This is a genomic window from Sulfuricurvum sp., assembly GCF_023229695.1.
GTDB lineage: Bacteria > Campylobacterota > Campylobacteria > Campylobacterales > Sulfurimonadaceae > Sulfuricurvum.
In genome coordinates, this window is record NZ_JALNYS010000010.1 from 12,856 (window position 1) to 37,596 (window position 24,741).

A 24,741-nucleotide genomic window follows, 5' to 3' on the forward strand; every position below is an offset into this window, starting at 1 on the left:
TTTTTCTAAAATCGTCTCGATATCTTAAAATAAGCCGAGCTTTGGGCTCTGTCTTGACTCGTACCGCCTTTTTGTTGCATATGACGGCCACCCAATGACATCGTAACCATCCGTAATGTATAATTTAATCCCATGCTGGCTGAATAGTTCGTTAAATCACTCACCGAATCCTGCGAAGCAGAAAGCATCGAGTTAAAAAACATCGCTTGGAAAAACTGGTAAGTGAAACTGCTCGAAACATGGGGAGCAACGCGGCTCATACTTGCTTCTTTATCGGATTTCGTAACCGAATACATAACACCTCCTCCCATTGTTAATTTACCTCTAAATCCAATATCCTGTACGTAGTTGATACTGTTGTCTAGCGTTAGTATTTCAGAAGATTGATAACTGAAATTACCATCCATAGCGGATAAAAACTGGTTCTCATCTTTTATATAATAAACGGATAATCGGTAGTTTATATCTTCTGCGATGGTAGAACTCAACATTAGATTTGCGTTAAACCGTTTTGTCTTCTCTTCCAACGTCGAAAAAGAGTCATAATACGACACATTAGCGGAGATATTTGTCTTAATGGATTTAATCATTTTGGAAGCACCGCTTGAGATGGTATAGGAATACATATCTCGATCCCGAGTCGTCATATTCAAATCCGACGGCATATTATTCTTTTCCGTTTTAGCAAAGAGACTTACCCCGGTATTGACGGTAAGGTCGTTTTCCAATGTTTTAGAATAATTTCCACCCAGTGAAGCGCTCCCCATTGTTTGGTCGCCAAACCCTCCGGCAGAACGGTAAAGTGACACATTTTGGGTAGTCATAAATTCAGGCGTCAGTCGATAATTTGAATTACCGCCGATCACTGTATTGGTTATATCTCCCATCTTATTGACATTAAGATTAACACCTCCGTTATACTTGTCGTTCGGAGTCCAGTAGAGATTGGCATTTGCTGTAAGATTTTTAATATTCATATAGCTGCTGTCACGATAGCTCAGTATTGACGTAGCTTTCAACGTTTTATCAATATTCCAATTTCCGTTAATGGTCGCATCACGGTTTTTATCGCTCCACAACTGATTCATGCCGTTACTTTTATCATTGCGTACATAGTCACGGGTAGAATCGCTATACGAAGCCGATACCCCCCCCTCCGTGTAGGATTGGGAGATGGAAACGGTATAATCGTCATTATTACGTGTTTCGCTGTCAAAACTTCCATCTCGCTGAAGGTTTGAATTAGTAAACCCATAGCGAAGGTTTGCACCGGAGAGACGCGCATTACCATTTATACCGTATCGATCCGATGTCTCATTGTAGGAGAGAGATGAACCGGTTTGAACACTCGAATACGGGGTAGTCGTTTTTTCTCCATACACCGAGAATGGATAAACAGTTGCGGATAAGAAATTGGTATTTAAACGATAATTGGAACTTTTCGTACTGTAACTGCCCGATGTTGTACTGGATTCATTTTTAGATTCATTGACGAGAAATGAACCCTGCAAAAGATACGTGAGCAAATTAGGGCTGTAAATCGATCCACGCTTTCCAAGGGTATATCTCTGCGCAAATGAGTTTTGGGTAGCTCTGTTATTTTGATCAGAAATAATATCTTGATTGTAGCTGTATTCAACATTTCCGTAAAGACCACGGGTTAATAAACCGGTCCCCTCTCCGTAAAGATACGGGGTAAGAAAGAGCGGAAGTATCCAGAAAGATGTTGATTTGTCCATAAACAGCATACTTTGAAAAATTACCTAGTAATCTTTGACTGTTTTTTTAACGCATCCAGAAGCGCCTCCATTTTCTCTTTTTCCCGGTTTGTCTTTAACTCATCACGCAATTTCTCTTTAACGGTTTTAAAATCAAGTTGATTCGCATCTTTTCGATCAATCAGATGAAAAATAAAATAGCCGATATCGGTCTCCACTATGGAGCTCGTCTCCCCTTTTTTAAGGGCGAAAGCGACATTTTCGGCCGTAACGTTTTCAATTCTCCCTTTGTGAATCATACCGAGATTCCCCCCCTTGACACGCGTCATATCATTGGAGTATTTTTCTGCCACAAGTTCAAAATCATCACCCGCTTTGATCTTTGCCATTGCGTCATTAATCCGCTTTTTGGCAATTTCTCCCCCATTTTTTATTTCGGGATCGTTACGGGTATAAATCATTTGAACATTGATTTTTTCAGGCTCTTTAAATTTGTATTTATTTTTTTCATAATACTCCTTTAAATCATTATCCGAGAATGCGACTTCAATCTTCTTTTTATACAGCTTTCCAATCGATAGTTCTGCCATCAATTCGTACCGTAAATCATTCTCAGACATACCGGCTTGCGTAAGAACGCGCAATAAATTTTTACGCCCCGAGTACCCTTTAACAATGGTCTCTTCCGCATCGGATAACTCCTTTGCCGATACGACAATCCCTTCATTTTTTGCCTCTTGAGACAAAAGCTCTTTGTTGATCAGTTGATCAATCGCCTTTTTTTCCAATTCTTTTTTCTTCTCATCGGTAACAGTCGCATGATAACTCGACTGGGGGATCAATGCACGCACTTCCCTGTCGACCCGTTTTTGACCGATTGCGATTCCATTGACGGTAGCAACAACTTTTTCAGGGACCGCAGCAGCTTCAACGCTGCAAACCGATAGTAATATCGCCAGAATAGTATTTAAACTATTTATTTTCATTTTTTCTCCAAAAGCTCTTGATATTCGTTGGGGTGGGCATTTTTCCATCTGTCACTGATGTATTGAAATACCTGAACCCGGGCGGCAAACCCTTCGGTCGTATAGAGACGATCTTCTTCATCGCAATATAGACCGGTAGGGAGTTGAAACGTCCCGGGAGTCGTTCCGGTACTGCCGAAATAGAGGAGAAGCTCCCCTTTATCATTAAAAATCTGAATATTGTTAAAGGCTCCGTCTGCAGCATAAATATGCCCTTCCGTATCAACGGCTACCCCTTTTGGACGGGCAAACATACCCGGTCGGTCCCCAAGTTTTCCGAATTTTGAGATAAACTTTCCATTTTTATCAAAAATCTGAATACGAAAATTTTGGGTATCCCCGACAACAAGATTACCGTTTCGACGGTCAATATTGATATTTGTCGGAAAATTAAACTCCCCGTCTTCTTCTCCCCGTTTTCCGATCGTATACATTTTCCGCCCGTCCAGAGAATAGACTTTTATATTGTGTTCCAAGGTGTCCACCACATACAATATCCCCAGTTCCCGATTGATGGCAATTCCGGTAGGACGGTAGAACTCATCCTTCTCTCCAAAAGCTTTTTGAAACGTTCCGTTAAGATCGTACACATAGACCCTTTTTAACTTTGCATCCGATACGTATACCAACCCTTTTCCGTCAAACGCGACGCTAACGGGTAAAGCAAGCCGTCCAGTCGATTGATCGCCGATAAAAGAGACTTTTTTGAGTAAAGGGTCAAAAACAAAAACAACCCCTTGGGCCGTATCGGTCGCATAAATCTTCTCTTTGTACGCACTCACACTGTAGGGTTTTACCATATTTTTTGTAAACGCACTCTCTTCTCCGATGAAAGAGTCCAACGCGCTCCTATCGGTAAAATCCATTTCCCCCCGATAGCTTGCTATGTGAAAAATCTTTGGCAAATCGGGAAGCGAAGGTGCTACAAATCGTTCCTCTTTTTTTGGCCCCGGTGCCGCACATCCACTCCACACTATAGGCAGTATTAACAAACCCAATATGTAAATTGCATTTTTGATCATCATCTCCTCCGCAAACAGTATTTTAAAGTATTATACTCTATTTAAATTCAGAAATGAAAATCATTATAAAAAAATATTATAGGACATTTACATTTGTAAATTTAAAAAATAAAATATGGATCCCCCCTTGCGGGGGGATAATGAAAAGGAGAAGTAGATTATTTCCCGTGACAACCGAGGCAGAGAGCACTTCCGGCATTTGTCGTACGAAGGAATGTTGGATTTGTCCCTTCGTGTGGATCGTGACAACTGCTACACTCCACGTTGCCGCCGCGAAGCAGGTTAGCAATCGTACCAGCACCAGCCCATCCGCTCAACGTCGTACTGACCGCTTTTAAGCTTGCATTACCTTCATTGTACGGAATAGATACCGGGTGGTCATTTGACAAATCGGTACCGATCTGAGTAAGTCCCGCCGGCATTTTGAATGCAGTACCCGCTCCCGTTGCTCCGAATGCCGCATATTGCTGATTACCCGCATTGTATCCGCCGGAACCCGGCATATTGACCATGGAGTTGATCGCACTGGCACCGTCATGACAACTCAAACACGCCATTGAAGGGTTGTTCGGCTGCTGCGCCGTTGCCGTGCCGGCGATGGTAACTCCCGCCTGATTTGCAGCTGTTCTACCGTACATTGTAAATGCACCTGCTGCTGTATCCGATTTCTTATTCCACAACGGAGCACCGCTAAAGGCTGTGTTCGCGGCGTGCGGAGTATGACAGTAGACACAAATCTCGTTGTTACTATCACCGGTAGCAGATTTAATCGTACCACTTCCTCCGGATGAAAGGTTGTGTTTTGTAATAGTAATGTTGGACACTGCAAAAGCACTTGTCGCACTCAGGGCCGCAATAAGAGCAGCCGACTTAATAACTCTTTCAAAGGTAAACATAACGCACCTCCATTAATTTTAATGCAACCAAATTGTAATCCCATATTACTTAAGCGTCAATTAAGCTAATTAATAAAATTGTTATCAGTTACATTAGAGTCTATTATATGAAACAACTTTGTGATAAACTAGATGAATAATTGAAAGGATAAATACTCTTGAGAACCCTATTATAGGGGCGGAGTGGGGAATATGTGTGTTTAGAGCGTTGAAGCTCTAAACAGTAATATTAAAAAAAATAATTTAATGAGACTTCACTTTTGGTGACAGCGGTTGCAGACACTAAAAGCCGTTTTGCCTTTAGTACGGAGAAGATAGATCCCTTCGGATCCATGAGGGTCGTGGCAGCCGGAGCAGACCAGTTCTCGTCCCGGGCGTGCGGGATCGGGTTTTCCTCGGGTCGGATGGGAACTGGCACGGACGAAACTGCTGATCACGTGAACGCCGGATGCCTTTTCGGAATGGCATGTCGTACACAAATCCCATATCGGCTTACGGGTGAAGAATATCTCATTTGATGAGTGGGGATTATGGCATCGGTTACATCGCCCGTCACGAACCGGGCCGTGTTCCGATTTGCGGGCAAACCAAATCGCCTTAATATTTTCATGGCAACTGAAACAACGCTCCATTATCGGGTTGGGGGCGGCGTATTTGGATTGACCGGTCTCCTCATTCCCGTATTCCCCTTCTTGTCCCGTATGGCATTCGGTACACAACCAGTTCACCGAAGGGGCATGCGCTTTTGCCCGATTCACCAGATTTTTATGACATTGAAAACAGGTGGAATCTTCGGGATTATCGGGAACCACATGTTGGGCAGCACTTTGTATCATTTTGTGGCATGTCTTACAAAGTTGCTCTTCTTTGTCCATATGAAATGAGACTTTTTTGTATCCCGAAGGGGCTTCCTGAAAGCCGGCAAAAACCTCTGCACGGTAAAAAACCGATGCGCTTTTGCTTTCACCTTTTTCATTATTGGCATAAGGGGTAACACTTATACGGTTTTCCCCCATTTTAGCTTTAAGCGATTGGCAATATATCCGCTTTCCCGCTTTCAGATCGCGGAATACTTCAACACCTTCCCCATCGGTAAATCCGATTTTGGTGACGGATGGATCCGTGATTTTGACGACCACCGAAATTTCACTCTCATCCACAATGCTTTTCACAGCGGGTCGTATAATCTCAAGTGATGATGCAGCTAAAGGGGTGGATCCGATGATCAGGAAAAAAAGAGTAACGACAGAGACGAGGGGGATTTTTCCCCTCTTTGAAGAAAGAAAACCCATTTATTTAAGATTTTCTTTTGGAGTTTCACGATCGTAATGTCGACGCGCATGACAGGCCGGAGCACACGAACCGCCCGTAGGTGTCTCAATATAACGAATCGGGAAGTTAATCGCACCGAAACTTGTTTTTAGCCGAAGGTGATGCGGATACTCTTTCGTGCCGTGGAAATCGTGACATGCGCGGCAAGTGCGCCCTTTGTCTTTGTTTACGTGGACAAAGTGCATGTTTTTAGTACCGTTACGGAAGTTTGTTGCCGTAGTGGTTGCAGCATCCTGAATCTTGGCCGGCTCATGACACTCAAAACAGATATAGCTTTTTTCGTCAAATTTTGCATAAAACGATTCCGGAAACGGCTTCTTGAGCATTCTTAAGTTGTCGGATCCATGCGGATTGTGGCATGCCGCACAATCTCCCCACAAAATCGGTCCATGATGATCCGGATGTTCTTTCAGGTGTTTGTCCATGTTGATCAATTTACTTCCGTCTTGTTCCATTTTGTCGTTGTGACAGGAGAGACATAGGTCTTTCGAGGTATCTTTAATCAACATTCTTGGGGTGTCCGTTCCGTGCGGATTGTGACATTCCAGACATTTTCTCGGACGTTCCAATGCGCCGTGTTTATGGGTGACACTTGCCAAATGCTCTTTTTTCTCAACGTGACACATCAGACACAAGTCCATTTTCCCGTCTGCTTTGAGCTGAAACTTATAATCCTCGGTGTGCGGATCGTGACAGTTGGTACATTGATCTTGTACCGGAGGATGGATATGTTTGGTGTTTTTCAGGAAATGCCCTTTATCGGCATGACACGAGGTACAGAGCTGATTAATGCTCGGGAATCGTAACAGTTTCATATTTTCCGATTCGTGCGGATTATGACACGCGGTACACGCCCCTGCCCCTACCGGCCCATGAATAAATTTTTTGGTATCTTTTGCTTCATGACACTGATAACACAAATCGGGCATGTCCATTTTTAATGCACCGCTTTTAGCGTCTTTTTCCGTATGACAGAAAGAACAGTCTTTGTCATCTTTGGCCATCTGATACGGCGGGTGGACCACTTTTGCGGCGCTTTTCATATTCGGCTCAAAATCGGCTGACGTACTGCTCTGATTCGCTTTATCCGTTCCTGCCGTTGCTATAACCGCTAGCATTAAGCCACCGACAGCTGCCGCTGTCAGTATAATTTTTTTCATGTGTTTAACCATTACCTGTTTCCTTCACTATTCACTGATGCTACACACTTTCCGGGCAAAGCCCGTAAAGTGGCAGGGACTAAAGTCCCTACAACCCCCTGAAGCTACCCGCATCTTTCGGATGCGGGAGATTACTAACCTTTTCGCACTTGTTTAGAGAAGGTGCGTAAGGTCAGCAGTTCAGCTATATCCTAAAAATCAACGCGCATATACGATTGAATGATAAACCGGGCGAGAGAACGGTATTCGTCTTCGTAAAGGTTCCCGATTTTCATCAATTGCGGCTGCATTACCCCTGCGCGTTCCGGATAAACAATCGGCTGCCCCTGCCCTTTTAAATAGGCGACCAATCCGTTCTCGTTGGCATTGTAACGAATTCCGATCGTTCGGACTGAGGGTCCGATCGTTTCCATATCACGTTGATGACACATCACGCATCCTCGATCATTAAAAATCGCTTCGCCGGCTGATTTATCAACCGCACCGAAGAGAAACGTACTCCATGCCATTGCAGCCACTACCATGATTTTTTTCATTGTACCCTCCGTCTCTTTCGCTAAAGTTTTAAACTATTACAAACTGTAATGCATAACCAAACGCATTGAATAACTTTACATCATATCAGAAAGCAATAATTGATGTCAATAAAAAAGGGCGATTTGTACCGCTATTTGGGGTATAAATCGCCACTTTCGAAATATGATTTTCTCACTTATAACATTAGTATCACATTAGCTAAATTTATATAGATAAATTTTATCGTATTGAACAACTTTAGAGCTATCCTTAAGTCGCTGATGCTAAAATAATGCATTAAATATACTTAGGGGTTATCAATGATTCGTAAACATACTGTTGCATTAGGGCTTAGTGCCTGTTTTATCCTTAGCGGATGTAATGACAAAATTGAAGAGGCCAATCAAATGCCTGAAAAAGCGGCAACCGAAGTTCCTGCTCAAGCACCTGAAGCTCCGTCGCAAGCTCAATCGGTAGAAACACCGGCTATGGGAGGAGAACCGCAAGTGACACCTCCGGCAGAACCGTTGAAACCGATAGAGATGAAGAGTCAAACGAAAGCTGCTCCGCAGGCTGCAAAAGGGACCACTACCGTAGCCGATCTTTTTGCCAAAAAGCAAGAATTGAACGGAAAATCTGTTGTTATCAAAGGTAATGTCGTTAAAGTCTCCGACGGTATCATGGGGAAATCCTGGATTCATATTCAAGACGGCACCGGTGGCAAAGAGACCAGCGATATCGTCTTTACCTCATCCACCCAAACCGCAACGGTCGGCGATCATGTTACCGCCAAAGGGACGGTTGCCATCGATAAAGATTTCGGTTACGGCTATTTTTACTCCGTTATCGTCGAAGATGCTACATTTTCTCATTAATAATATTATGCACTTTTCGGGCATAGCCCGTAAAGTGGCGGGGGACGGCCCAGCCGGCACTTCGTGCATCGGCTCCTAAGCTAAAAAAGCCAAGCAGTTGACTTTTTTGACGCTTTTCACCCCTGCACCCCCCTGAAGCTACCCGCATCTTTCCGATGCGTGAGAAACACCCAAGCTGATATTACACATGAAAATACGCGAGCATGAGCCCGCGCGGAAACAAAACACTAGGATTATGAAGTATGCCCCGAGAAGGGGCGAGGAGAAGAGTTTTTTAAAACTTCAACGCAGCAATCACACGGAAAGTATCGGTTGTTTTATCCGTAGTATCCGTCGCTTTAACGTTTTTATCAAACTGTGTATAGATCGCCGTCAAATCAACAGGACCTGCTTTGGTTTTTGCAACAACGTCCCACGCTGTAAAATCGGTATTAAGCGTACTTGCACGGGCGACAGCGGCAAGGGCATCTGTGTTTGCACCCGTTTTAGCCGAAGCATAACTCGTAGAGAGGACTACTCCCGGTATCAACTTCGTCGATGCGCCCACTTTCCAGGCATCGGTATCCGGGGCGGCCGCAATTTCTCCGTCCATGTAAACGCTTCCAAGAGAGGTATAGACGCTCGATTTGTCCCCTGTCGCTACGTTGGAAAACCCAAGGGTACCGCTACTGACGGTTGAGTAAGCGGCATACACATTAAAGCCGGAAAGATCCATTGCCGCTTTAATGGCCAATACATTTGAATCTTTCTTCACCGCATCTAAATTTTCAGCACCTGCAGGATAACCGGCAGCTACAACCGTCCCCTGTGATAGTTTTGGTATCATACCCGCATATTGAACACCCACGTTAATTGTATCCATGATTTTCGTATCTGCTTGCAACCAATACGCATCCGCGATGCTAGGGACATTATAATACCACACCTGAACCGTCGTATTCGGAAGAGATGAATTGACGGCGGCAAATGCGTAAGCACCGTCGGTTCCGAATGTACTGAATTTTCCACCGTGTGCTACGGTTGAATTCCGTCCAGCGGGTGCTAGTAAGCCGACACCGTTATGTTTGCCTACCCAAGCACCGACCAATGTCGTATTCGGAAGATCGTTATTCAACAATACCGCCGCTTCAAACGTATTGGAAACGATGTTCCAGTCTTCCGAGAATGCCAATGGCGTATTCAATGCCTGACGGCCCACTTTTGCCGTTGTTTTATCCATCGTATAGGCTAAATAAGCCTCTTCAACCCATGACTGATCATCCAACTGTGTCGCAACAGATGCACCGGAATTGTCAAATTTAGCCGCCGGGATTGCTCCCACCAAATTGTTTTCCAATCCAAGGGTAGAGAGGGCAGTCCCTTTTACACCGACACTCAGATTTTTCATCAAATCAGCCGTTGCTCCAACGCTTAGCTTTACTTCTGCTACACTATTGGCATCTTTATTAAAAAAAGTTTGCTCAGACTGAGAACCTGCTCCTGTCCCGGCAGCCGGGCCGCTGAACTCTGATGTTTGATACCAAAGTTTAGCATCGCCATTCATTTTTACGTTATCGACTGCGAATACGCTTGATCCCAAGGCCATTACAGCGATAAGACTCATTTTTACCATTTTCATCCCTACTCCTTAAAAAAAGCGTTCAGAATTAAATTATTTCTGAAACTTGAGGCTATCATAACAATTGCAACATAAATTTTTCTTTATCTGGATCAAAAATATCAACGAAGCACTTTTTTTTTGAAAAAAAGTGTAGTTTGAAGACAAAAAAGTATTTTTTGAAGATTCCCGACAAGCGGGAATGTCACTTTCCCTTATGGAGATGGATCCCCGGGTCAAGCCCGAGGATGACGGAAAACGAATCGAGTGCGTAAGATCCGTTACCAGTTACGAATACGGATATGACACGATGTACACTGTTTAAGCAATTGCGTATAATCTTCCAGTGCATCATCCATCCGTCCTGCTTCAATGGAGGCAATCATATCATCCGAATAGAGCCGCAGCATGCTTGCCGTTTTTTGGGCAAACTTATACGCATACACCTGATCTTTCGGTAATATCCATTTAATATCTTCGCTCTCCAATGTTTTAAGGGTTCCCTGAAGCTTTTTCACCCCCGTTTTCATATCGTCGGACGAACTGTAAAGCCCGCCTCGTTGAATCTGCTCCATGGCATCAAGCATGGTGCGCATATCCTTCATCAGCATACTGCGATGATCCGTACCCGCTGCCTGAAGCGATCCGAAAAGTGAAGCCGCCAAGAGAAGTGCCGTTAAACCTTTTTTCATCGTGACCCCTTTTAATATTGGATAAGCTCTTTGGAGTATTCGGTCAATTTAACCGTTTTGGCGGATAGGGAAACCAATGTTTTTGCTTCCGCCATTCCCCCGTAAAACTCTTTTAATTCCGGTCTGAATGCCTTAAAGTAATCCTGAAATTTGTCGGAACCTAAAATTCCGACAGCCCATAAGGTGTCATCAGCGGCATGTTCCAGAACAACTGCGGCAAGAGGCTGCGTAGCGGCACCGCCAAGCACCTTTGCCCCCGCACCGGCATCAAATGCCGATAAATGGGAGGAACAGACAATAATCCCGCTTTTTTCATACGCCATCGTTTTTTGCGATGTCGGAACATAACCGAAAAAACTGTCGTTCGGGGTGGGATGGGTCATCTGATGGGTACATATGGCAACGTAGGCCACAATCGTTCGATCTTTTCCGACACCGCTTTCCCAGAGATATTTTTCTTTGTTTTCCGATTCCAGCTCTACTTTCTGTGCCGTTGCTTTTGGAAGGTTTACCAACAAACACGGGGTCGATGCGTAGGGATAATTAAAGATGTAACTGGTTTCTTTAGCCAAGGTCGAAGCCTTGATGGGAGCACCGGAGGCATCGACCAATTGGGTTTTTTCATACGTTTTGTAAAGTCTGCCGTCTTCGGCACGAAGTTCATTGCGGATCAATGACGGATTTACCGCTATCACGGCTGTCCCTGCCGCCACAATTTTCAAAAAATTCCTTCTGTCCATGAGTCCGTCCGTTTGTAATTATGATCTGATCTTACGCACATTATTGGTTTGAGCCATTCAAAGCTGCCTTTGGTTTTGTCATTCCCGACTTCACGTGCCCTTTAGGGTAGATCGGGAATCCAGCTCTCTTATGGGGATGGATCCCCGGGTCAAGCCCGAGGATGACGGAAAACGAATCGAGACGGACCCCAGATCAAGCCCGAGGATGACAGAAAACAAATCCAGTGCGTAACATCAGTTATTATAAATGATACTATAGCGCGAAATGAAGTAAAGAGAGTTTCTCCCTAGGGGAGAAGAGCGTATTAACCGAATAAATCGCGCATAGCCCCTTTATACCAGTCGTGTGTCGCTTTAGCCAAACCGCTTGTGCGGAATTTACCGCTTTTCTCATCTTTGGGGACGCTTCCCTTGCTCCCGATAACGGGACCTGAAACCATAAATTCATGATTCACCATAATCGCCTCTTCCGGATTTCCGTTTACAAATGAGTAACAGACGTTTGCACTTTTGTACGGAAGGGTCGAAGCGACGCTATAGCTTTTGCCGTGAAGGAGATGGGCTATCTCTTTCGCACACTCTTTACCCGACCAGATCGCCGATTGGCCGCTCGGCGGAATAGCGTGTCCGACAACGTCGCCCACTGCATATACGTCTTTATCGGTAGCGGTTTGGAAAGAGACCGGTTTTTCGGCACTGGTTGCCATTTTGACTTTTTTAAACCAATCCGGAGTAGTTGCTACCCCTGACATTTCAATAATCGGATTCGACTTATTGTGCGGTATTAAATTGAATACGCCGTATTTGATCGTATAGGTCGTTTTAACCCCTTCGGTATCCTCTTTGTCTTTAAAGACGGTTTGAACATAAGTAATCTCTTTTTTATCAAAATCAACATCACTGATTTTACAGTTATCGCGATGTTCGACATTGCCGTTATTGACCTCTTTCCATGCTTCTTTAAACGCGGCCCCTTTAGCAATTTCGGCCGTTTCGTTCAGAATAATGACTTTGCCGCCAAGCCCTTCGTTTTTCAAATAGTTAGCGATCATGCTGGCACGTTCAAACGGTGCCGGAGGACAGCGGTATTTTCCGGCCGGAACGGTAATGACGACATCCCCCTCTTCCAGATTTTTCACCAAACGATCCAGCGCGATGTGTTCACCACCCGGGACTAATGCTGCCGGAGCAACACGGCGTGCTTTAGCGATTTTTGCATCGGACCACTCCGGAAATTGCCCTTTGTAGTCATAACATATTCCCGGTGCGAGAACCAAGATATCGTATCCGACATCCCCTTTGGAGGTATGAACCACTTTGGCCGCACGATCAATCCCGGTTACGGTCGTATGCAGCATACCGTATCCAAAATTTTCTACCGCTTGCGCGTAATCGTGGGTCAAAGTACCGAGATTAACCCCTTTAATCCCGCCGAGATTCGCATTTGAAAACGGACACGACATAAAGCTATCATTTTTCTCGATTATCGCCACATCAAAATTTGAATCAATTTTTTTGAGTTCTTTGGCAACGGTCAAACCGCCCCAGCCTCCCCCGATGATCAGTACTTGATGTTTCCCGATCATTTTTCCAGCCGGGGCTGCCGAAGCCGATGGAGCAGCAACACCGCCCGTTGCCGCACATCCGGATACAGCAGCTGCCGCCGCACTGATCCCTGCAAATTTTAGTAAGTCACGTCTTGAGATCGTCATTGTGGAATTCTCCTTGATGTACAAATGTTGAGTGATAAGCTATGATTTCATAGTCTGCACAATCATAATCATCCTATTCTTAAAATTGTATAATAAGTTATAAATTTTTGATAAATTTATAAAATAACATATTCTGATACCAAGAAAAGTGCTCAAAGGTGACAAATCAGAGAAATGGTATAATTCTTTTACGTTGACAGCTGATGTTACGCACTTGTTTAGACAAGGTGCGTAAGGTCAGTTAACAGATATCCAAAAAATTGATTTCAGAGAAGAGGGACCGTATTTATGAAAATTTCAGAGTGCCACTCATTAGAAGATGTTCGCTGCCATATTGACCGGCTGGATGATCAAATTGTCGAACTGATTGCCGCGCGCAATGCTTATGTCAAACAAGCGGCACTGTTTAAGCACTCCATCGATGAAATAAAAGGGGATGAACGGATGGAAGCGGTCATGGACCGTGTCCGTTCTCGTGCGATGGAATTCGGTGTTTCACCCAATCTTTTATCTAGCCTCTATAAAACCATGATCGATGCGATGGTGGAAGCGGAAATTGCGGAGTTTCGTAACGCTAAATCATTATGATGTTACACACTTTCCGGGCAAAGCCCGTAAAGTGGCAGGGACTAGCGTCCCTACAACCCCCTGAAGCTTCCCGCATCTTCCGGATGCGGGAGAGATAACCGATCTGATGTTATGAACTTTTCGCTCATAGCCCGTAAAGTGGCAGGGACTAAAGTCCCTACAACCCCCTGAAGCTTCCTGCATCTTTCGGATGCGGGAGAATAATTTCCCATGTTGCACTTGCTAGGGCAAGGTGCGTAACATCAGTTATTGATCAAGCAGTGATGTTAAAAATGGCTCCACTCTCCCCTGCAAAGGGCCATGATGACTTTCCCTTCTAAAACCTCGTTTTTATACAAACTATGATGATGGACAACCGGAGTAGCTGTGTTCGGATCAAACAACACCAAATCTCCCTTTTGTCCTACCTCAATCAAACCTCTCGAAATTCCCGCCTGTGCTGCCGGAGCACGTGAAGCCAGATCAATCAAACGGCTCATACTCACCAAACCGCTTTTCACAAGATGGGTATAGCACAACGGTAAATACTCCGTAATCGATGTCGTTCCGAAACTGGCATCAAAAAAAGTGATGTCCTTATGAACATCGGAATTCGGCTGGTGCAATGCGGTAAGAGAATTGATTTTCCCCTCTTTTAGAGCCTCTCTCAAAAAACTCTGTTTCTCGGCGTTTACCAAAGGGGGATTTATTTTCGCATCCGAATCAAATCCGTTGCAGGCTTTGTCGCTGTGGAGAAGATGGTGAATGGAGACTTCGCACTGCACATCGATACCTTGTGCGGCGGCCTGGGCAATCAGTTCAACCGAACGGGGTTCGGTAACACTTTTAAAAATAATCGTAATCTCAAAATGACGTGCGATTTCTATCATTGCGGCGATATGGACAATTTCGCTTAGAGGGGATATCCCCGGAAGTCCCAAGCGGGTTGCCGCATCTCCGTCGCTCATCACACCGCTCTCAAACAGACTTTTGTCCTCCGCTTTGTAAAACAGCGGTCTTTTGGCCATTTTTAAATATTGGGCAATACGGCTGATAAGGTTATAATCGGTGAGGGTCGAGGTATGGACCGCTAACGCCCCTCTTTTGAGCATAATGGCGATATTGGACAATGCTCCCGATTCATTCAATGCACTGAGCGTTGTCTCGATTGTCGCTCCGTTTGCAAGATTGCGATGCTGCTGAACAAATTCCAGTGTGATCTCATTATCAATACGCGGATGAGAATCACTGGCAAGAATGACGGTACTCACCCCCCCCTTTAATGCACGTCGTGACAGGGACTCAAGATTTTTACCGCTGAGCTGAGAATCTTTGAGCCGTACATTGGTATCTACCAATCCGGGAAGTAAATAGCATCCGGATCCCGCGATCATTTCATGATCGGTAAGATTTTCTCCAATCTGGGTAATGAGACCCTCTTCGATTCTTACATCTCCTTTGCGCTCCCCTTGTGCATCACAGATAATGACGTCCGAAATGACCATATTAACTCCCGTTCGCTATAATTACGTTATTTTAATCTAAGAAACGTTTAAAAAGGGTTAGAGTGCAAAAATTCATCATGATCTTAATGACGATAATGCCCCTTGTGGCTGCACCCGCTCCCTACGATGAAGGGAAAAAACTCTACTTTTCAAAAGGGTGCAACGGATGCCACGGTGTATCGGCGGCCGGAACGCATGAATACCCTTCTCTTGCGTATCGGCGCAAAACGTTTCTGGAATATAAGCTCAAAAATTTTCGCGCCAAACGGGGAAACAGCCAGCAATCCGAACTCATGATCCCTTTCGCGCTCCAACTGACGGACAAGGAGATTGATCTGCTGACAACATTTTTGAGTGAGTTTCATGAAAACAAAAGTAACAATAAAAATGAATTTACTATTCGAGGGGATGGGGGATCATGAAACTTCTTGTCAGTGCACTGGAACATTCCGCCAATATCCATTTTGGCTATTTGGTCAAAGAATTAGGGGATGAGATAGAGCTATCCGGTATTTTTGACGCTTCGCTGGGGGAGAGTATCGTCGATTTGCGCGCTACTTCGGTGATGGGATTTGTGGATGCGCTGAAAAAACTCCCGTTTTTTTTCCGGCTCAAAAATACGATGGTTGAATTGGCCGGTGCGGCCGATAAAGTGCTGCTCATCGATTCTTCCGGATTTAATCTGCCGCTGGCACGGGCTATCCGTAAACGTTATCCCGATAAAGAGATCATTTATTATATCCTCCCCCAAGCATGGGCATGGAAAAAAAAACGGATACCGATCCTCGAACAAACCATCACGAAACTTGCCTCTATCTTGCCGTTCGAACCCTCGTACTATTCCAAAAACGCCCCTATTGAATATGTAGGGCATCCTCTGCTCGACGAGATTACGATTCAAAAAAACAATCTTCTCCCCACCGGAAAAATCACCTTTATGCCCGGCAGTCGTCCGGGGGAAATAAAACGACTCATGGGTGCTTTTCGTGAAGTTCGCGGGATGCTGACATGCCGTGCACTGCTGGTAATTCCCTCCCATTTCACACCGGAACAAATCCGGGAACTGTACGGAGACATCTCGGCATTTGAAATTACCCATGAAGCGCACCGGAGTCTGGCTGATTCTGATTTTGCATTTATCTGCAGCGGTACGGCAACACTCGAAGCGGCACTCATCGGTACCCCGTTTATCCTCGCCTACATCGCCAAACCGCTCGATTACGCCATTGCCAAGAGACTGGTAAAACTGAACTATGTCGGACTTGGAAATATCTTATTTTCCCATAAATATCATCGACCGCTCCATCCGGAATTTCTTCAAAACGAAGTCAATGGACAAAATCTGTATAATACCTATCTCCAAATGGATAAAGAGGCATTTTTTCAGGATGCCAAAAGGCTGCGGGACCTGCTAGGGCACGGCAGCGCAAAACGTGTCAGCACACTTATTAAGGAAGAACATGACTAGACTTTTCTTATGGGCAAAAACCCGAATTCGCCGCTATACGGATGAAAAAATCATCCCTTATATCTTTACACTTGCAGATGGTCCGTTGTTATTTCGTGATCTTCTCAAAACCAATAAAATGTACCAAGACGGGCTTAAACTGGAGGGGAAAATTCCCGGCTTTAAAATGAGTGTGGGGAGAAGCTATATTGTCTTTATTATTATTTGGCATTTGATAGTTTTGCCGACATCTGCCATTTTTCACAAAACACTGATTAAAATTGATTGCCATTTGCTTATTATTATGGCGGTATTGTTTACCGGAATGTTTTTTGCAACCTATGCAATCTTCAAAGAGTACCTTCTCGATACCGTAGCCCTAAAAATTATCAAAAGCGCATGGGAGAACCATTTTCCCCATTTTGATTATGATCTGCATGCGAAAGAGGTGGCAAAGATCTATTCGGATGCACTCGAAAAAGAGATACCGCACAAAAATATGCAGCTCTACATCATGGAGCGTTTAATTAGCGCTTCTACCTAAATTATGCACTTTTCGCTCAAAGCCCGTAAAGTGGCAGGGACTAAAGTCCCTACAACCCCCTGAAGCTACCCGCATCTTTCGGATGCGGGAGAAATAACTGATCTAATATTATGCACTTTTCGCTCAAAGCCCGTAAAGTGGCGGGGACAATTTGTCCCCTGCACCCCCCTGAAGCTACCCGCATCTGTCAAATGCGGGAGAGATTAAAGAACCTCTCCTTTCGGAACTATTTGATATTTCTCAATATTCCCATAAAAGTAGGGATATTTGCCCCTCCGTCATGACGCCCCAACTTTTTCTCTTTTGCATCGATAAAATGAAATGTCGGGGTACCGATGTACCCTAATCCATCCGGAAGGGGATCGTTATGGATATCGATATGGACCGGTACAAATCTTTTTTCGATGGCCAAAGAGACCGCTTTCTCTTCAAATACGATATCTTCCATGTATTCGCATGCAGGGCACCCTTCTCTGGAGAGCATTACCATGACGTATTTCTTCTCTTTTTTCGCCTGAGCCAATGCAGCATCGTATGACGGTGCCCATTTGAGTTCTCCCCATGCCGAGGAAGCGATCAAAATCAATCCTAATAGCAAATATCTCATATTATTCTCCTTCTACTTGTTGCAAATGGGTTAAAAATTCCTGCGGCTCTTTAAATCCGATGATATCGGCACTTTTCAACCGTATCCCCTCCTCATCAAAAAAGAGGATCGCCGGAGGTCCGAAAATACCGAATTTTTCACTGATGGTTTTCGATGCTTCGTCATTTGCCGTCAAATCGACCTGAACCAATACAAATGCGTCCATCGCCGTTTTCACATGTTCATCGCTGAACGTCTGCGCTTCAAACTCTTTACAGGAGGTGCACCAGTCGGCATAAAAATCGACCATCACCTTTTTCCCTTTATTTTTTTCCACAATCGCGTTTAGTTCCTCAAGAGAAGTGATTTTGAGAAAGCTTTTATGGGGTGCGTCTTTGACCTCAATCACCGACTTGGATGGGATAAACATCTCCAAAGGGCGGAGCGGACTTGTCGCTCCGCTGATCCCCCCTACCAACAATACAATCGCGTACAACAGAGCGATAAAAGCAAAAGCTTTTTTATTGGACTGAATACTCCATCCCCGCTGATCTTTCAACGGTTCCAGTGCCCCCATGTTGATAGCAACCAAAGCTGCAAGGATTCCCCACAACAATACGGTAATGCTCTCCTCCACAATACGGCTTACCATCCAGATAGCAACGCCGATAAGCATAACCCCGAAAATGGATTTGATCGTATCCATCCAGGCACCCGGACGCGGCATAAACTTGCCTGCCGTTATCCCGACAATCAGTAAAGGGATCCCCATACCGATACTCAAAGCAAACAACGCCGCACCGCCTAAAAATGCGTCTCCGGTCTGACCGATATAGATAAGAGCTCCGGCAAGCGGTGCCGCGACACAGGGGCCGACAATCAAAGCCGATAAAAAGCCCATGATGGCTATACCGAGGATTCCCCCTTTTTTACCGCTTACACGTGATATGCGAGACTGAATACTATTCGGAATCTGCAATTCGTAGAGATCAAACATCGATAACGACAAAACGACAAAGATAAGGGCAATAAGTGTAATGATCCATGGGGTCTGAAATGCCGCTTGCAGGTTAGCTCCGAAAAGCCCGGCCAAAATCCCGGCAATCGTATAGGCAACCGCCATCGAAAGGACATACACCAAAGAGAGGAAAAAAGCCCGTTTTGTCCCGATTCCCGATCCTTGCGCCACAATGACCGATGAGATAATCGGAATCATCGGAAAGACACACGGAGTCAATGCCAGAAGCAATCCGAATCCAAAGAAACTCAGGAGAATCACCCATAGATTCCCCCCTTTGATCACACCGGCAATTTGGTCCGTTTCTGATTGTTTGGCACCATTGCTTATTTCTTTTTCAACTGCCGATGCAATCTGATCACTGCCACTGCTCTGTGAGTCATCGGCCGTTTCCGATACAACCGCTAGCGGCAATTGTGTACCGTCGACGGAGATTTCGAGTACGCTCTCCTGCGGCTCATAGCACAAGCCTGCGGAGGAGCACCCTTGAAACGAAACATTGAGGCGAACTTTTTGTTCAGAGCTGAGCTCTTTATCGGCACTTAAATCGATTTGAAAAACGGGGGTCGTATCGTATACCGGATCCCCTTCATGGTCTACCGTCGGCGTAGATGTTTTGGGTGAACCGATATTAACCCCATCTTTCGTATCCGCATCTTCGATTTTGACTTTATCGGCATAAAGATATATCTTTTCTCCCAATCTAATCTCAACCTGAACCCTCTTTCCGTCAATTTGAGTGATTTTGGGGTTAAACGCCTCTTCAGGCTGGAGAAAACCGACACCCCATGCACTCAAAGAGATCAATAAAATGAGTATAAACCGCATTTATAAACCTTAGTGTAATTTTATACCTTAATTTTATCACATCTAGCTGTTAGCTTGCTCACACAGCAACATTGTTAATAATTTTCAGCTTTACCATAGCCTCTCATGCTACACTATCCCAATTTTTCCATGGAGTTTGATTATGCCCAATCGCTTAGCCCTTGAGGATTCCCCCTACCTGCAACAACACAAAGATAACCCTCTTGACTGGTACGGATGGTGTGACGAAGCCTTTGAAAGAGCTAAAAAGGAGCATAAAGCGATCTTTATCTCCATCGGATACAGCAGCTGCCATTGGTGTCATGTGATGGAGCATGAAGTGTTTGAGAATACCGAAATCGCCGCCTTTGTCAATCAGCATTTCATCTGCATCAAAGTCGACCGCGAAGAGCGCCCCGATATCGACAAACACTATCAGGAGCTCCATATGCTCCTCAACCGCCGTTCAGGCGGATGGCCCCTCTCCATCTTTTGCACGCCGGAAAACAAACCCTTTTACGCCGCCACCTATATCCCCCCTTACAATCGAGACAAAAGCATGGGGTTCAGCGAACTGACGGCAATCATTGCCGAGAAAGTGGCCCAAAAAGACGAAAAACTGTTTCAAAATGCCGACGAAATCAGTGGATTTCTCCGTCCGAAAAACGAGCCTGTGCAGGCAACCGCCCTAAACGATAAAATCATCACACAATTTTTATTGCAGGCTCAGCACAATTACGACAGCGATCACGGGGGATTTTCAAAAGCTCCGAAGTTTCCCCACACTTCAACACTTGAAACCCTTATGACTTTGGATCGTTTGAGACCGAATACTACCATCCGCACCATCCTTACCCACACTCTGGATACAATGGCACTGGGGGGGATGTACGATCTCGTTGACGGCGGATTTTGCCGATACGCTACCGACGAAGCGTGGCTGGTCCCCCATTTTGAAAAGATGGGATACGATAATGCTCTGTTGTGTGCACTCTATGCCAAAGCGGGACTCCTCTACGAGAATGAACACTATCTTCAAGTCGCACAGGAGAGCGCCGAGTTTATGCTTCGCTTTATGATGGAAGATGACCTCTTTTACAGTGCGAGCGACGCCGACAGTGAGGGGAAAGAGGGGAAATATTTCGTCTACCGCTACGATGAGATAGTTCGGGCATTGGAACAATGCGGCGTATCCGACATTGACGAAGCGGCGAAGCATATCGGAGCTACGCCGGAAGGAAATTTCGAGGGGCACTGTATTCTCCGCCTCTCCTCACCCCAGCGTCCGGCATGGTTTGAAGCACTGAAAGAGGAGCTTCAAAAACTCCGGCTTGCACGTACCTATCCCTTTATCGACCGCAAAGTGATCACGGCATGGAATGCAATGATGATCCGCGCCCTTTTAATCGTCGGAAAAGTGGCTCCGAAATATACAACCCAAGCCCTCAAAAGTCTCGATACCCTCCTCTCTACCATGGAAAAAAACGGCGCACTACAACACTCTACCCTGATCCACAAAGCGCCTAAAATCGATGCTTTTTTAGAAGATTACGCCTACTTGTGCCAGAGCCTTATCGAAGCGTACCAATCCACCCTCGATGAGCGCTATCTAATCACGGTACAGCGTTATGCCCACAAAGCCCTCGAACACTTTTATGAGGAGGGGAAATGGTATTTCAGCCGGGGGGCATTTCCGACACTCGCCGAGTTCGATGACGGTACCTACCCCAGTGCATTGGCGGTAATGGTCGATGTACTGCTGAGTCTGGGAATGCTGATCGATCCGAAATACCGCCGTTTTGCATTCAAAACTCTCGAATATGCGTCGATCAAACTAATGAAAACCCCGATCTATTATCCGAAGCTCACCGAACAGGCAATCCGCTATATCCATGAAGAGCGTCTGGTGAAAGGTTCAACCGAACAGCTCTCAGCGATTCAAAAACCGTTTTCCCATCCGTTTGTATTGCTCAAAAACGATGAAACCGTAGAAGGATTTTTGATTTGCGGTGAAAATTCCTGTTATTCAACCACAAAGGATCCGATTCAACTTGACGAACTGATCCGCTCAACGATATAATAGAGTTCTTGCTGAACTCTACTTTTAAACGTGCTTTGAGCAAAACCCAAAGCACTACGCTAGCCGCTATGGCACTAAAGCTTGCCTCTTCGAGGCAGAAGACTTCTTGCAGAACAAGGTGATGCAAGAAGCCTAATGAAAAAAATAAGGAGTAAGTATGGGTGCAAAAAGTTCTATGGCAAAATCCGAAATCATTGAAGTCGAAAAGATTGAAGAGGTTGTCCACGACGATCGTCGTAAATCAGCAGAAGAGAATCGGATAGAACAGCGAAAACATACCGGAAAAGAGGAGCGTCTTCCGATTTGGGTTAAAAAATCGGTGTTGGATTATGAAGCGGAGCTCAAAAAACTTCAGATTGAACTGCTTAAACTCCAGAATCATGTCAAAGAACAAGGGCTTAAAATTTTAATGATCTTCGAAGGGCGCGATGCCGCCGGCAAAGGGGGGACGATAAAGCGGATTACCGAGCACCTGAATCCCCGAGGTGCCCGTATTGTCGCACTGGAAAAACCTTCCGATGTTGAAAAAACGCAATGGTATTTTCAGCGCTATATTCAACATCTCCCCAGCGCCGGCGAAATCGTCTTCTTTGACCGCAGCTGGTACAATCGCGCAGGTGTTGAACCGGTCATGGGATTTTGCAGTGACGAAGAGCACAAAGAATTTTTGAATCAGGTGGGCGAATTTGAACGGATGCTGGTTAACTCAGGGATTATCTTATTTAAATTTTATTTTTCCGTTTCGAAAAATGAGCAGGCCAAACGGTTCAAAGAGCGAAAAACCGATCCGCTGAAACAATACAAACTCTCCCCCGTCGATGCAAAATCCCAAGAGTTATGGGATCAATATACGGTTGCAAAACACTCCATGCTTCGCGCTTCCCACACCGGAAATGCCCCTTGGATCATCATCCGTTCGGACAATAAAAAGAAAGCCCGAACCAACTGCATCAAACATATTTTGTCATGCGTTCAATACCCTTCACGAAGTCAACCGAATTTGCAAACCTCTAAAAAGATTTTGATTTGGGGGGATGAGGAGATCAAGCGAATGGAATCGAGTATGTCACACAAAAAGAGTGAACATGTTAACGAGAGGGGTTAAACCCCACGGAGGATTTAGAGAAATTTGAGAATCTCATTTTCGATATTCTCTTTTTCAATAACGCTCCCCTGGGTAACGGGTTTTGTAAACAAGCCGTTAATCATCGGAGGGATCGAAATTTTTGCCGTCTCCGAAATCAATTTGAGCGCATCGATATCATGGATATCCGTTTCACCGGTCAGTGCATTGGCGATGGTGGGAGAAAACTTGGTCCACTCCGCCGTTGAATAGACGATTGTCTTAAGCGGTTGAGTCGCACAGCAATCATACGCTTTGAAACAGGTGGCGGTATGGGGGTCCATCAGATAGCCGCTGTCAAATGCTTCTTTTATGTACCCTTTCCCCTCTGCACCGTTGCAGTAATCGGCAGAAAAGATCCCTTGAAGCTTCATGGTTTCATCATCAGTGAGGGTATAAAAACGGTCATTTTCAAGTCCTTGCAGCAGCTCTTTTGTACGATCTGAGCCAAAGAAATCAAATAAAATACGCTCTACATTGCTCGAAATCAGAATATCCATTGCCGGTGAAGTCGTCGCTATCACTTTTTCACCGCGCAGATCGTAACGCCCTGTATTGATCAGACGGGTCAGGACGTTGTTTTCATTGGATGCAATGATGATTTTTTCAACCGGCAATCCCATTTTGTAGGCGTAATAGCCGCCCAAAGCATTTCCGAAATTTCCGCTTGGAACATCCAGATAAACTTTCTCACCCATCGTAATCACATTTTGCCGAACCAGTTCGAGATAGCTATGGATATGATAAATGATTTGAAAAATAATACGGCCGAAATTCACCGAGTTGGCCGCAGAAAGGGAGATTTTTTTTGCTCTCAGGGCATCTTTGAAGGGGGTGGAAGCCAGAAGACGTTTGAGAGCGCTTTGGGCATCGTCAAAATCCCCTTTGATCCCGATCACTTTGAGATTCGGTGCATCTTCCGTGACCATTTGTAAACGCTGTACATCAGAAGTACCGCCGTCAGGATACAAACATACGACACGGACATTCGGACGGTTTTTAAATGTCTCTAGAGCCGCAGGGCCGGTATCTCCGCTTGTTGCAGCGAGAATAAGATACTCTTCACCCCGTTTTTGGGCAATGGAAGAGAGGAGAATTCCAAAAGGCTGTAACGCCATGTCTTTAAATGCTCTCGTCGGCCCGTGATAAAGTTCGCTCACGTAGAGGTCATCGCGCACTTTGACAACAGGGACCGGGTTAGAAGGGTCGTCAAACGTATCGTACAACGCCAATGCTTCATCGATGATCGAAGGGGCAATGTCAATTTCAAGGGTTGTCAAAAGATCCTTTGCCAGCTCTTTGTACGAAGAGTCCCGATGTTTGGCAAGAAACGCCTCACCTAAATGAGGAAGCGTTTCAGGAACATACAATCCCCCAAACGATGCGATCGGGCTCAAAATCGCCTCTGAAAAGGTGATCGCCTGTGGATGGATTCCGTCATTTCCGCGTGTTTCGATAAATTTCATTGTGCCACTTTATAAAATTTTTCGCAATTATAACAAAGGAGGGATCAGGGATGGCTTAGGAGTAAAATGATTTTGCCAAACGCTTTCCATTAATTTTATCCTGGGTTAGCGAAAAGGGGTTCATTGAGAGAAATTTTGAAAAGCTGTTAAAATTTTAACGATTGCACATGAGTGGTGCGGCCGAGAGGACTTGAACCTCCACAGCGTTTCCGCCACTAGAACCTGAATCTAGCGTGTCTACCAATTTCACCACGACCGCATTGTTGTAGAGAAGGGGGGAAGTATAGCCAACTTAGCCTTAATCCGGAGTTTT

At 45.1% G+C, this 24,741-nt stretch carries 22 protein-coding genes and 1 tRNA gene; 7 read left to right on the top strand and 16 right to left on the bottom strand.

Translation table 11 applies throughout. From position 1 onward, the window contains the following. Positions 1-5: 5 nt before the first annotated feature. The 7 genes from M0P91_RS08365 to M0P91_RS08395 form a co-directional block, all read right to left on the bottom strand. On the bottom strand, positions 6-1,739 hold the full coding sequence (locus M0P91_RS08365; protein ID WP_295066317.1) for a hypothetical protein: 1,734 nt from the start codon (positions 1,737-1,739) through the stop codon (positions 6-8). A 20-nt stretch (positions 1,740-1,759) separates the two neighbouring features. Next, on the bottom strand, positions 1,760-2,704 hold the full coding sequence (locus M0P91_RS08370; protein WP_295066318.1) for a peptidylprolyl isomerase: 945 nt from the start codon (positions 2,702-2,704) through the stop codon (positions 1,760-1,762). Continuing rightward, positions 2,701-3,609 carry a 6-bladed beta-propeller gene (locus tag M0P91_RS08375; RefSeq protein WP_295066319.1) on the bottom strand — a complete coding sequence of 303 codons (909 nt, stop codon included), beginning with the start codon at positions 3,607-3,609 and terminating at the stop codon, positions 2,701-2,703. Before M0P91_RS08375 ends, M0P91_RS08370 begins: the two co-directional genes overlap by 4 nt. Before the next feature lie 314 nt (positions 3,610-3,923). Next, a complete protein-coding gene (locus M0P91_RS08380; protein WP_295066320.1) occupies positions 3,924-4,661 on the bottom strand; it encodes a cytochrome c3 family protein in 738 nt (245 codons plus the stop codon). A gap of 254 nt (positions 4,662-4,915) precedes the next feature. After that, positions 4,916-5,953, bottom strand: coding sequence for a cytochrome c3 family protein (locus M0P91_RS08385; protein ID WP_295066321.1), 1,038 nt, complete (start codon positions 5,951-5,953; stop codon positions 4,916-4,918). Then, a complete protein-coding gene (locus M0P91_RS08390) occupies positions 5,954-7,153 on the bottom strand; it encodes a cytochrome c3 family protein (protein ID WP_295066322.1) in 1,200 nt (399 codons plus the stop codon). Between the two features lie 191 nt (positions 7,154-7,344). Further along, complete coding sequence (locus M0P91_RS08395) at positions 7,345-7,689, bottom strand: c-type cytochrome (RefSeq protein ID WP_295066323.1); 345 nt, start codon at positions 7,687-7,689, stop codon at positions 7,345-7,347. Positions 7,690-7,989: 300 nt separating this feature from the next. On the opposite strand from M0P91_RS08395, the gene M0P91_RS08400 reads away from it, so the two are divergent. Then, positions 7,990-8,544, top strand: coding sequence for a hypothetical protein (locus M0P91_RS08400; RefSeq protein ID WP_295066324.1), 555 nt, complete (start codon positions 7,990-7,992; stop codon positions 8,542-8,544). A 274-nt stretch (positions 8,545-8,818) separates the two neighbouring features. Here the strand turns inward: M0P91_RS08400 and M0P91_RS08405 are convergent, their stop codons facing one another. The 4 genes from M0P91_RS08405 to M0P91_RS08420 all read right to left on the bottom strand — a co-directional run bounded on the left by M0P91_RS08405 (position 8,819) and on the right by M0P91_RS08420 (position 13,285). Continuing rightward, positions 8,819-10,162, bottom strand: coding sequence for a hypothetical protein (locus M0P91_RS08405; protein ID WP_295066325.1), 1,344 nt, complete (start codon positions 10,160-10,162; stop codon positions 8,819-8,821). 260 nt (positions 10,163-10,422) lie between these two features. Further along, the gene (locus M0P91_RS08410; protein ID WP_295066326.1) at positions 10,423-10,833 is read right to left on the bottom strand and encodes a hypothetical protein; all 411 of its coding nucleotides are present in this window, start codon (positions 10,831-10,833) and stop codon (positions 10,423-10,425) included. A gap of 11 nt (positions 10,834-10,844) precedes the next feature. Then, positions 10,845-11,546 carry a Rieske 2Fe-2S domain-containing protein gene (locus M0P91_RS08415; RefSeq protein ID WP_295066438.1) on the bottom strand — a complete coding sequence of 234 codons (702 nt, stop codon included), beginning with the start codon at positions 11,544-11,546 and terminating at the stop codon, positions 10,845-10,847. Between the two features lie 332 nt (positions 11,547-11,878). Further along, positions 11,879-13,285, bottom strand: coding sequence for an FAD/NAD(P)-binding oxidoreductase (locus M0P91_RS08420; protein ID WP_295066327.1), 1,407 nt, complete (start codon positions 13,283-13,285; stop codon positions 11,879-11,881). Positions 13,286-13,573: 288 nt separating this feature from the next. Here M0P91_RS08420 and M0P91_RS08425 point away from each other — a divergent pair, with 288 nt between their 5' ends. Then, the gene (locus M0P91_RS08425; protein ID WP_295066328.1) at positions 13,574-13,873 is read left to right on the top strand and encodes a chorismate mutase; all 300 of its coding nucleotides are present in this window, start codon (positions 13,574-13,576) and stop codon (positions 13,871-13,873) included. Between the two features lie 266 nt (positions 13,874-14,139). On the opposite strand, the gene M0P91_RS08430 is transcribed toward M0P91_RS08425, so the two are convergent. Continuing rightward, positions 14,140-15,357, bottom strand: a complete 1,218-nt coding sequence (locus tag M0P91_RS08430; RefSeq protein ID WP_295066329.1) for an amidohydrolase family protein — start codon at positions 15,355-15,357, stop codon at positions 14,140-14,142. A 62-nt stretch (positions 15,358-15,419) separates the two neighbouring features. On the opposite strand from M0P91_RS08430, the gene M0P91_RS08435 reads away from it, so the two are divergent. The 3 genes from M0P91_RS08435 to M0P91_RS08445 are packed head-to-tail and all read left to right on the top strand — an operon-like array spanning position 15,420 to position 17,348. Then, entirely contained in the window at positions 15,420-15,779 is a 360-nt protein-coding gene (locus tag M0P91_RS08435; RefSeq protein WP_295066330.1) for a cytochrome c, read from the top strand. Continuing rightward, positions 15,776-16,825 carry a lipid-A-disaccharide synthase gene (gene lpxB / locus M0P91_RS08440; protein ID WP_295066331.1) on the top strand — a complete coding sequence of 350 codons (1,050 nt, stop codon included), beginning with the start codon at positions 15,776-15,778 and terminating at the stop codon, positions 16,823-16,825. Before M0P91_RS08435 ends, lpxB begins: the two co-directional genes overlap by 4 nt. Beyond that, entirely contained in the window at positions 16,818-17,348 is a 531-nt protein-coding gene (locus M0P91_RS08445; RefSeq protein ID WP_295066332.1) for a hypothetical protein, read from the top strand. The genes lpxB and M0P91_RS08445 overlap by 8 nt, the downstream gene beginning before the upstream one ends. A 226-nt stretch (positions 17,349-17,574) precedes the next feature. On the opposite strand, the gene M0P91_RS08450 is transcribed toward M0P91_RS08445, so the two are convergent. Then, on the bottom strand, positions 17,575-17,955 hold the full coding sequence (locus M0P91_RS08450; protein ID WP_295066333.1) for a thioredoxin family protein: 381 nt from the start codon (positions 17,953-17,955) through the stop codon (positions 17,575-17,577). A 1-nt stretch (position 17,956) separates the two neighbouring features. Further along, positions 17,957-19,780 (bottom strand): protein-disulfide reductase DsbD, encoded by a 1,824-nt coding sequence (dsbD, locus tag M0P91_RS08455; protein ID WP_295066334.1) that lies wholly within the window; start codon positions 19,778-19,780, stop codon positions 17,957-17,959. Between the two features lie 142 nt (positions 19,781-19,922). Between dsbD and M0P91_RS08460 the strand changes: the two genes are divergently transcribed. Both M0P91_RS08460 and ppk2 read left to right on the top strand, forming a co-directional pair. Continuing rightward, a complete protein-coding gene (locus M0P91_RS08460; protein ID WP_295066335.1) occupies positions 19,923-21,839 on the top strand; it encodes a thioredoxin domain-containing protein in 1,917 nt (638 codons plus the stop codon). A 157-nt stretch (positions 21,840-21,996) separates the two neighbouring features. Continuing rightward, positions 21,997-22,944: a polyphosphate kinase 2 gene (ppk2, locus tag M0P91_RS08465; RefSeq protein ID WP_295066336.1), complete on the top strand. Its 948-nt coding sequence runs from the start codon at positions 21,997-21,999 to the stop codon at positions 22,942-22,944. Between the two features lie 14 nt (positions 22,945-22,958). Here the strand turns inward: ppk2 and thrC are convergent, their stop codons facing one another. Both thrC and M0P91_RS08475 read right to left on the bottom strand, forming a co-directional pair. Beyond that, positions 22,959-24,428: a threonine synthase gene (gene thrC / locus M0P91_RS08470; RefSeq protein ID WP_295066337.1), complete on the bottom strand. Its 1,470-nt coding sequence runs from the start codon at positions 24,426-24,428 to the stop codon at positions 22,959-22,961. A 172-nt stretch (positions 24,429-24,600) separates the two neighbouring features. Continuing rightward, positions 24,601-24,687: transfer RNA gene (locus M0P91_RS08475), tRNA-Leu, on the bottom strand. Between the last annotated feature and the right edge of the window lie 54 nt (positions 24,688-24,741).

What these genes read in the sequence shown, in the direction of transcription:
- lpxB (WP_295066331.1), top strand. Translation starts at nt 15,776, where the DNA reads ATGAAACTTCTTGTCAGTGCACTGGAACATTCCGCCAATATCCATTTT.
- M0P91_RS08420 (WP_295066327.1), bottom strand. Translation starts at nt 13,285, where the DNA reads ATGACGATCTCAAGACGTGACTTACTAAAATTTGCAGGGATCAGTGCG.
- M0P91_RS08425 (WP_295066328.1), top strand. Translation starts at nt 13,574, where the DNA reads ATGAAAATTTCAGAGTGCCACTCATTAGAAGATGTTCGCTGCCATATT.
- M0P91_RS08365 (WP_295066317.1), bottom strand. Translation starts at nt 1,739, where the DNA reads ATGGACAAATCAACATCTTTCTGGATACTTCCGCTCTTTCTTACCCCG.
- M0P91_RS08410 (WP_295066326.1), bottom strand. Translation starts at nt 10,833, where the DNA reads ATGAAAAAAGGTTTAACGGCACTTCTCTTGGCGGCTTCACTTTTCGGA.
- dsbD (WP_295066334.1), bottom strand. Translation starts at nt 19,780, where the DNA reads ATGCGGTTTATACTCATTTTATTGATCTCTTTGAGTGCATGGGGTGTC.
- M0P91_RS08460 (WP_295066335.1), top strand. Translation starts at nt 19,923, where the DNA reads ATGCCCAATCGCTTAGCCCTTGAGGATTCCCCCTACCTGCAACAACAC.
- M0P91_RS08385 (WP_295066321.1), bottom strand. Translation starts at nt 5,953, where the DNA reads ATGGGTTTTCTTTCTTCAAAGAGGGGAAAAATCCCCCTCGTCTCTGTC.
- M0P91_RS08370 (WP_295066318.1), bottom strand. Translation starts at nt 2,704, where the DNA reads ATGAAAATAAATAGTTTAAATACTATTCTGGCGATATTACTATCGGTT.
- M0P91_RS08450 (WP_295066333.1), bottom strand. Translation starts at nt 17,955, where the DNA reads ATGAGATATTTGCTATTAGGATTGATTTTGATCGCTTCCTCGGCATGG.
- thrC (WP_295066337.1), bottom strand. Translation starts at nt 24,428, where the DNA reads ATGAAATTTATCGAAACACGCGGAAATGACGGAATCCATCCACAGGCG.
- M0P91_RS08395 (WP_295066323.1), bottom strand. Translation starts at nt 7,689, where the DNA reads ATGAAAAAAATCATGGTAGTGGCTGCAATGGCATGGAGTACGTTTCTC.
- M0P91_RS08405 (WP_295066325.1), bottom strand. Translation starts at nt 10,162, where the DNA reads ATGAAAATGGTAAAAATGAGTCTTATCGCTGTAATGGCCTTGGGATCA.
- M0P91_RS08445 (WP_295066332.1), top strand. Translation starts at nt 16,818, where the DNA reads ATGACTAGACTTTTCTTATGGGCAAAAACCCGAATTCGCCGCTATACG.
- M0P91_RS08375 (WP_295066319.1), bottom strand. Translation starts at nt 3,609, where the DNA reads ATGGATTTTACCGATAGGAGCGCGTTGGACTCTTTCATCGGAGAAGAG.
- M0P91_RS08400 (WP_295066324.1), top strand. Translation starts at nt 7,990, where the DNA reads ATGATTCGTAAACATACTGTTGCATTAGGGCTTAGTGCCTGTTTTATC.
- ppk2 (WP_295066336.1), top strand. Translation starts at nt 21,997, where the DNA reads ATGGGTGCAAAAAGTTCTATGGCAAAATCCGAAATCATTGAAGTCGAA.
- M0P91_RS08390 (WP_295066322.1), bottom strand. Translation starts at nt 7,153, where the DNA reads ATGAAAAAAATTATACTGACAGCGGCAGCTGTCGGTGGCTTAATGCTA.
- M0P91_RS08380 (WP_295066320.1), bottom strand. Translation starts at nt 4,661, where the DNA reads ATGTTTACCTTTGAAAGAGTTATTAAGTCGGCTGCTCTTATTGCGGCC.
- M0P91_RS08430 (WP_295066329.1), bottom strand. Translation starts at nt 15,357, where the DNA reads ATGGTCATTTCGGACGTCATTATCTGTGATGCACAAGGGGAGCGCAAA.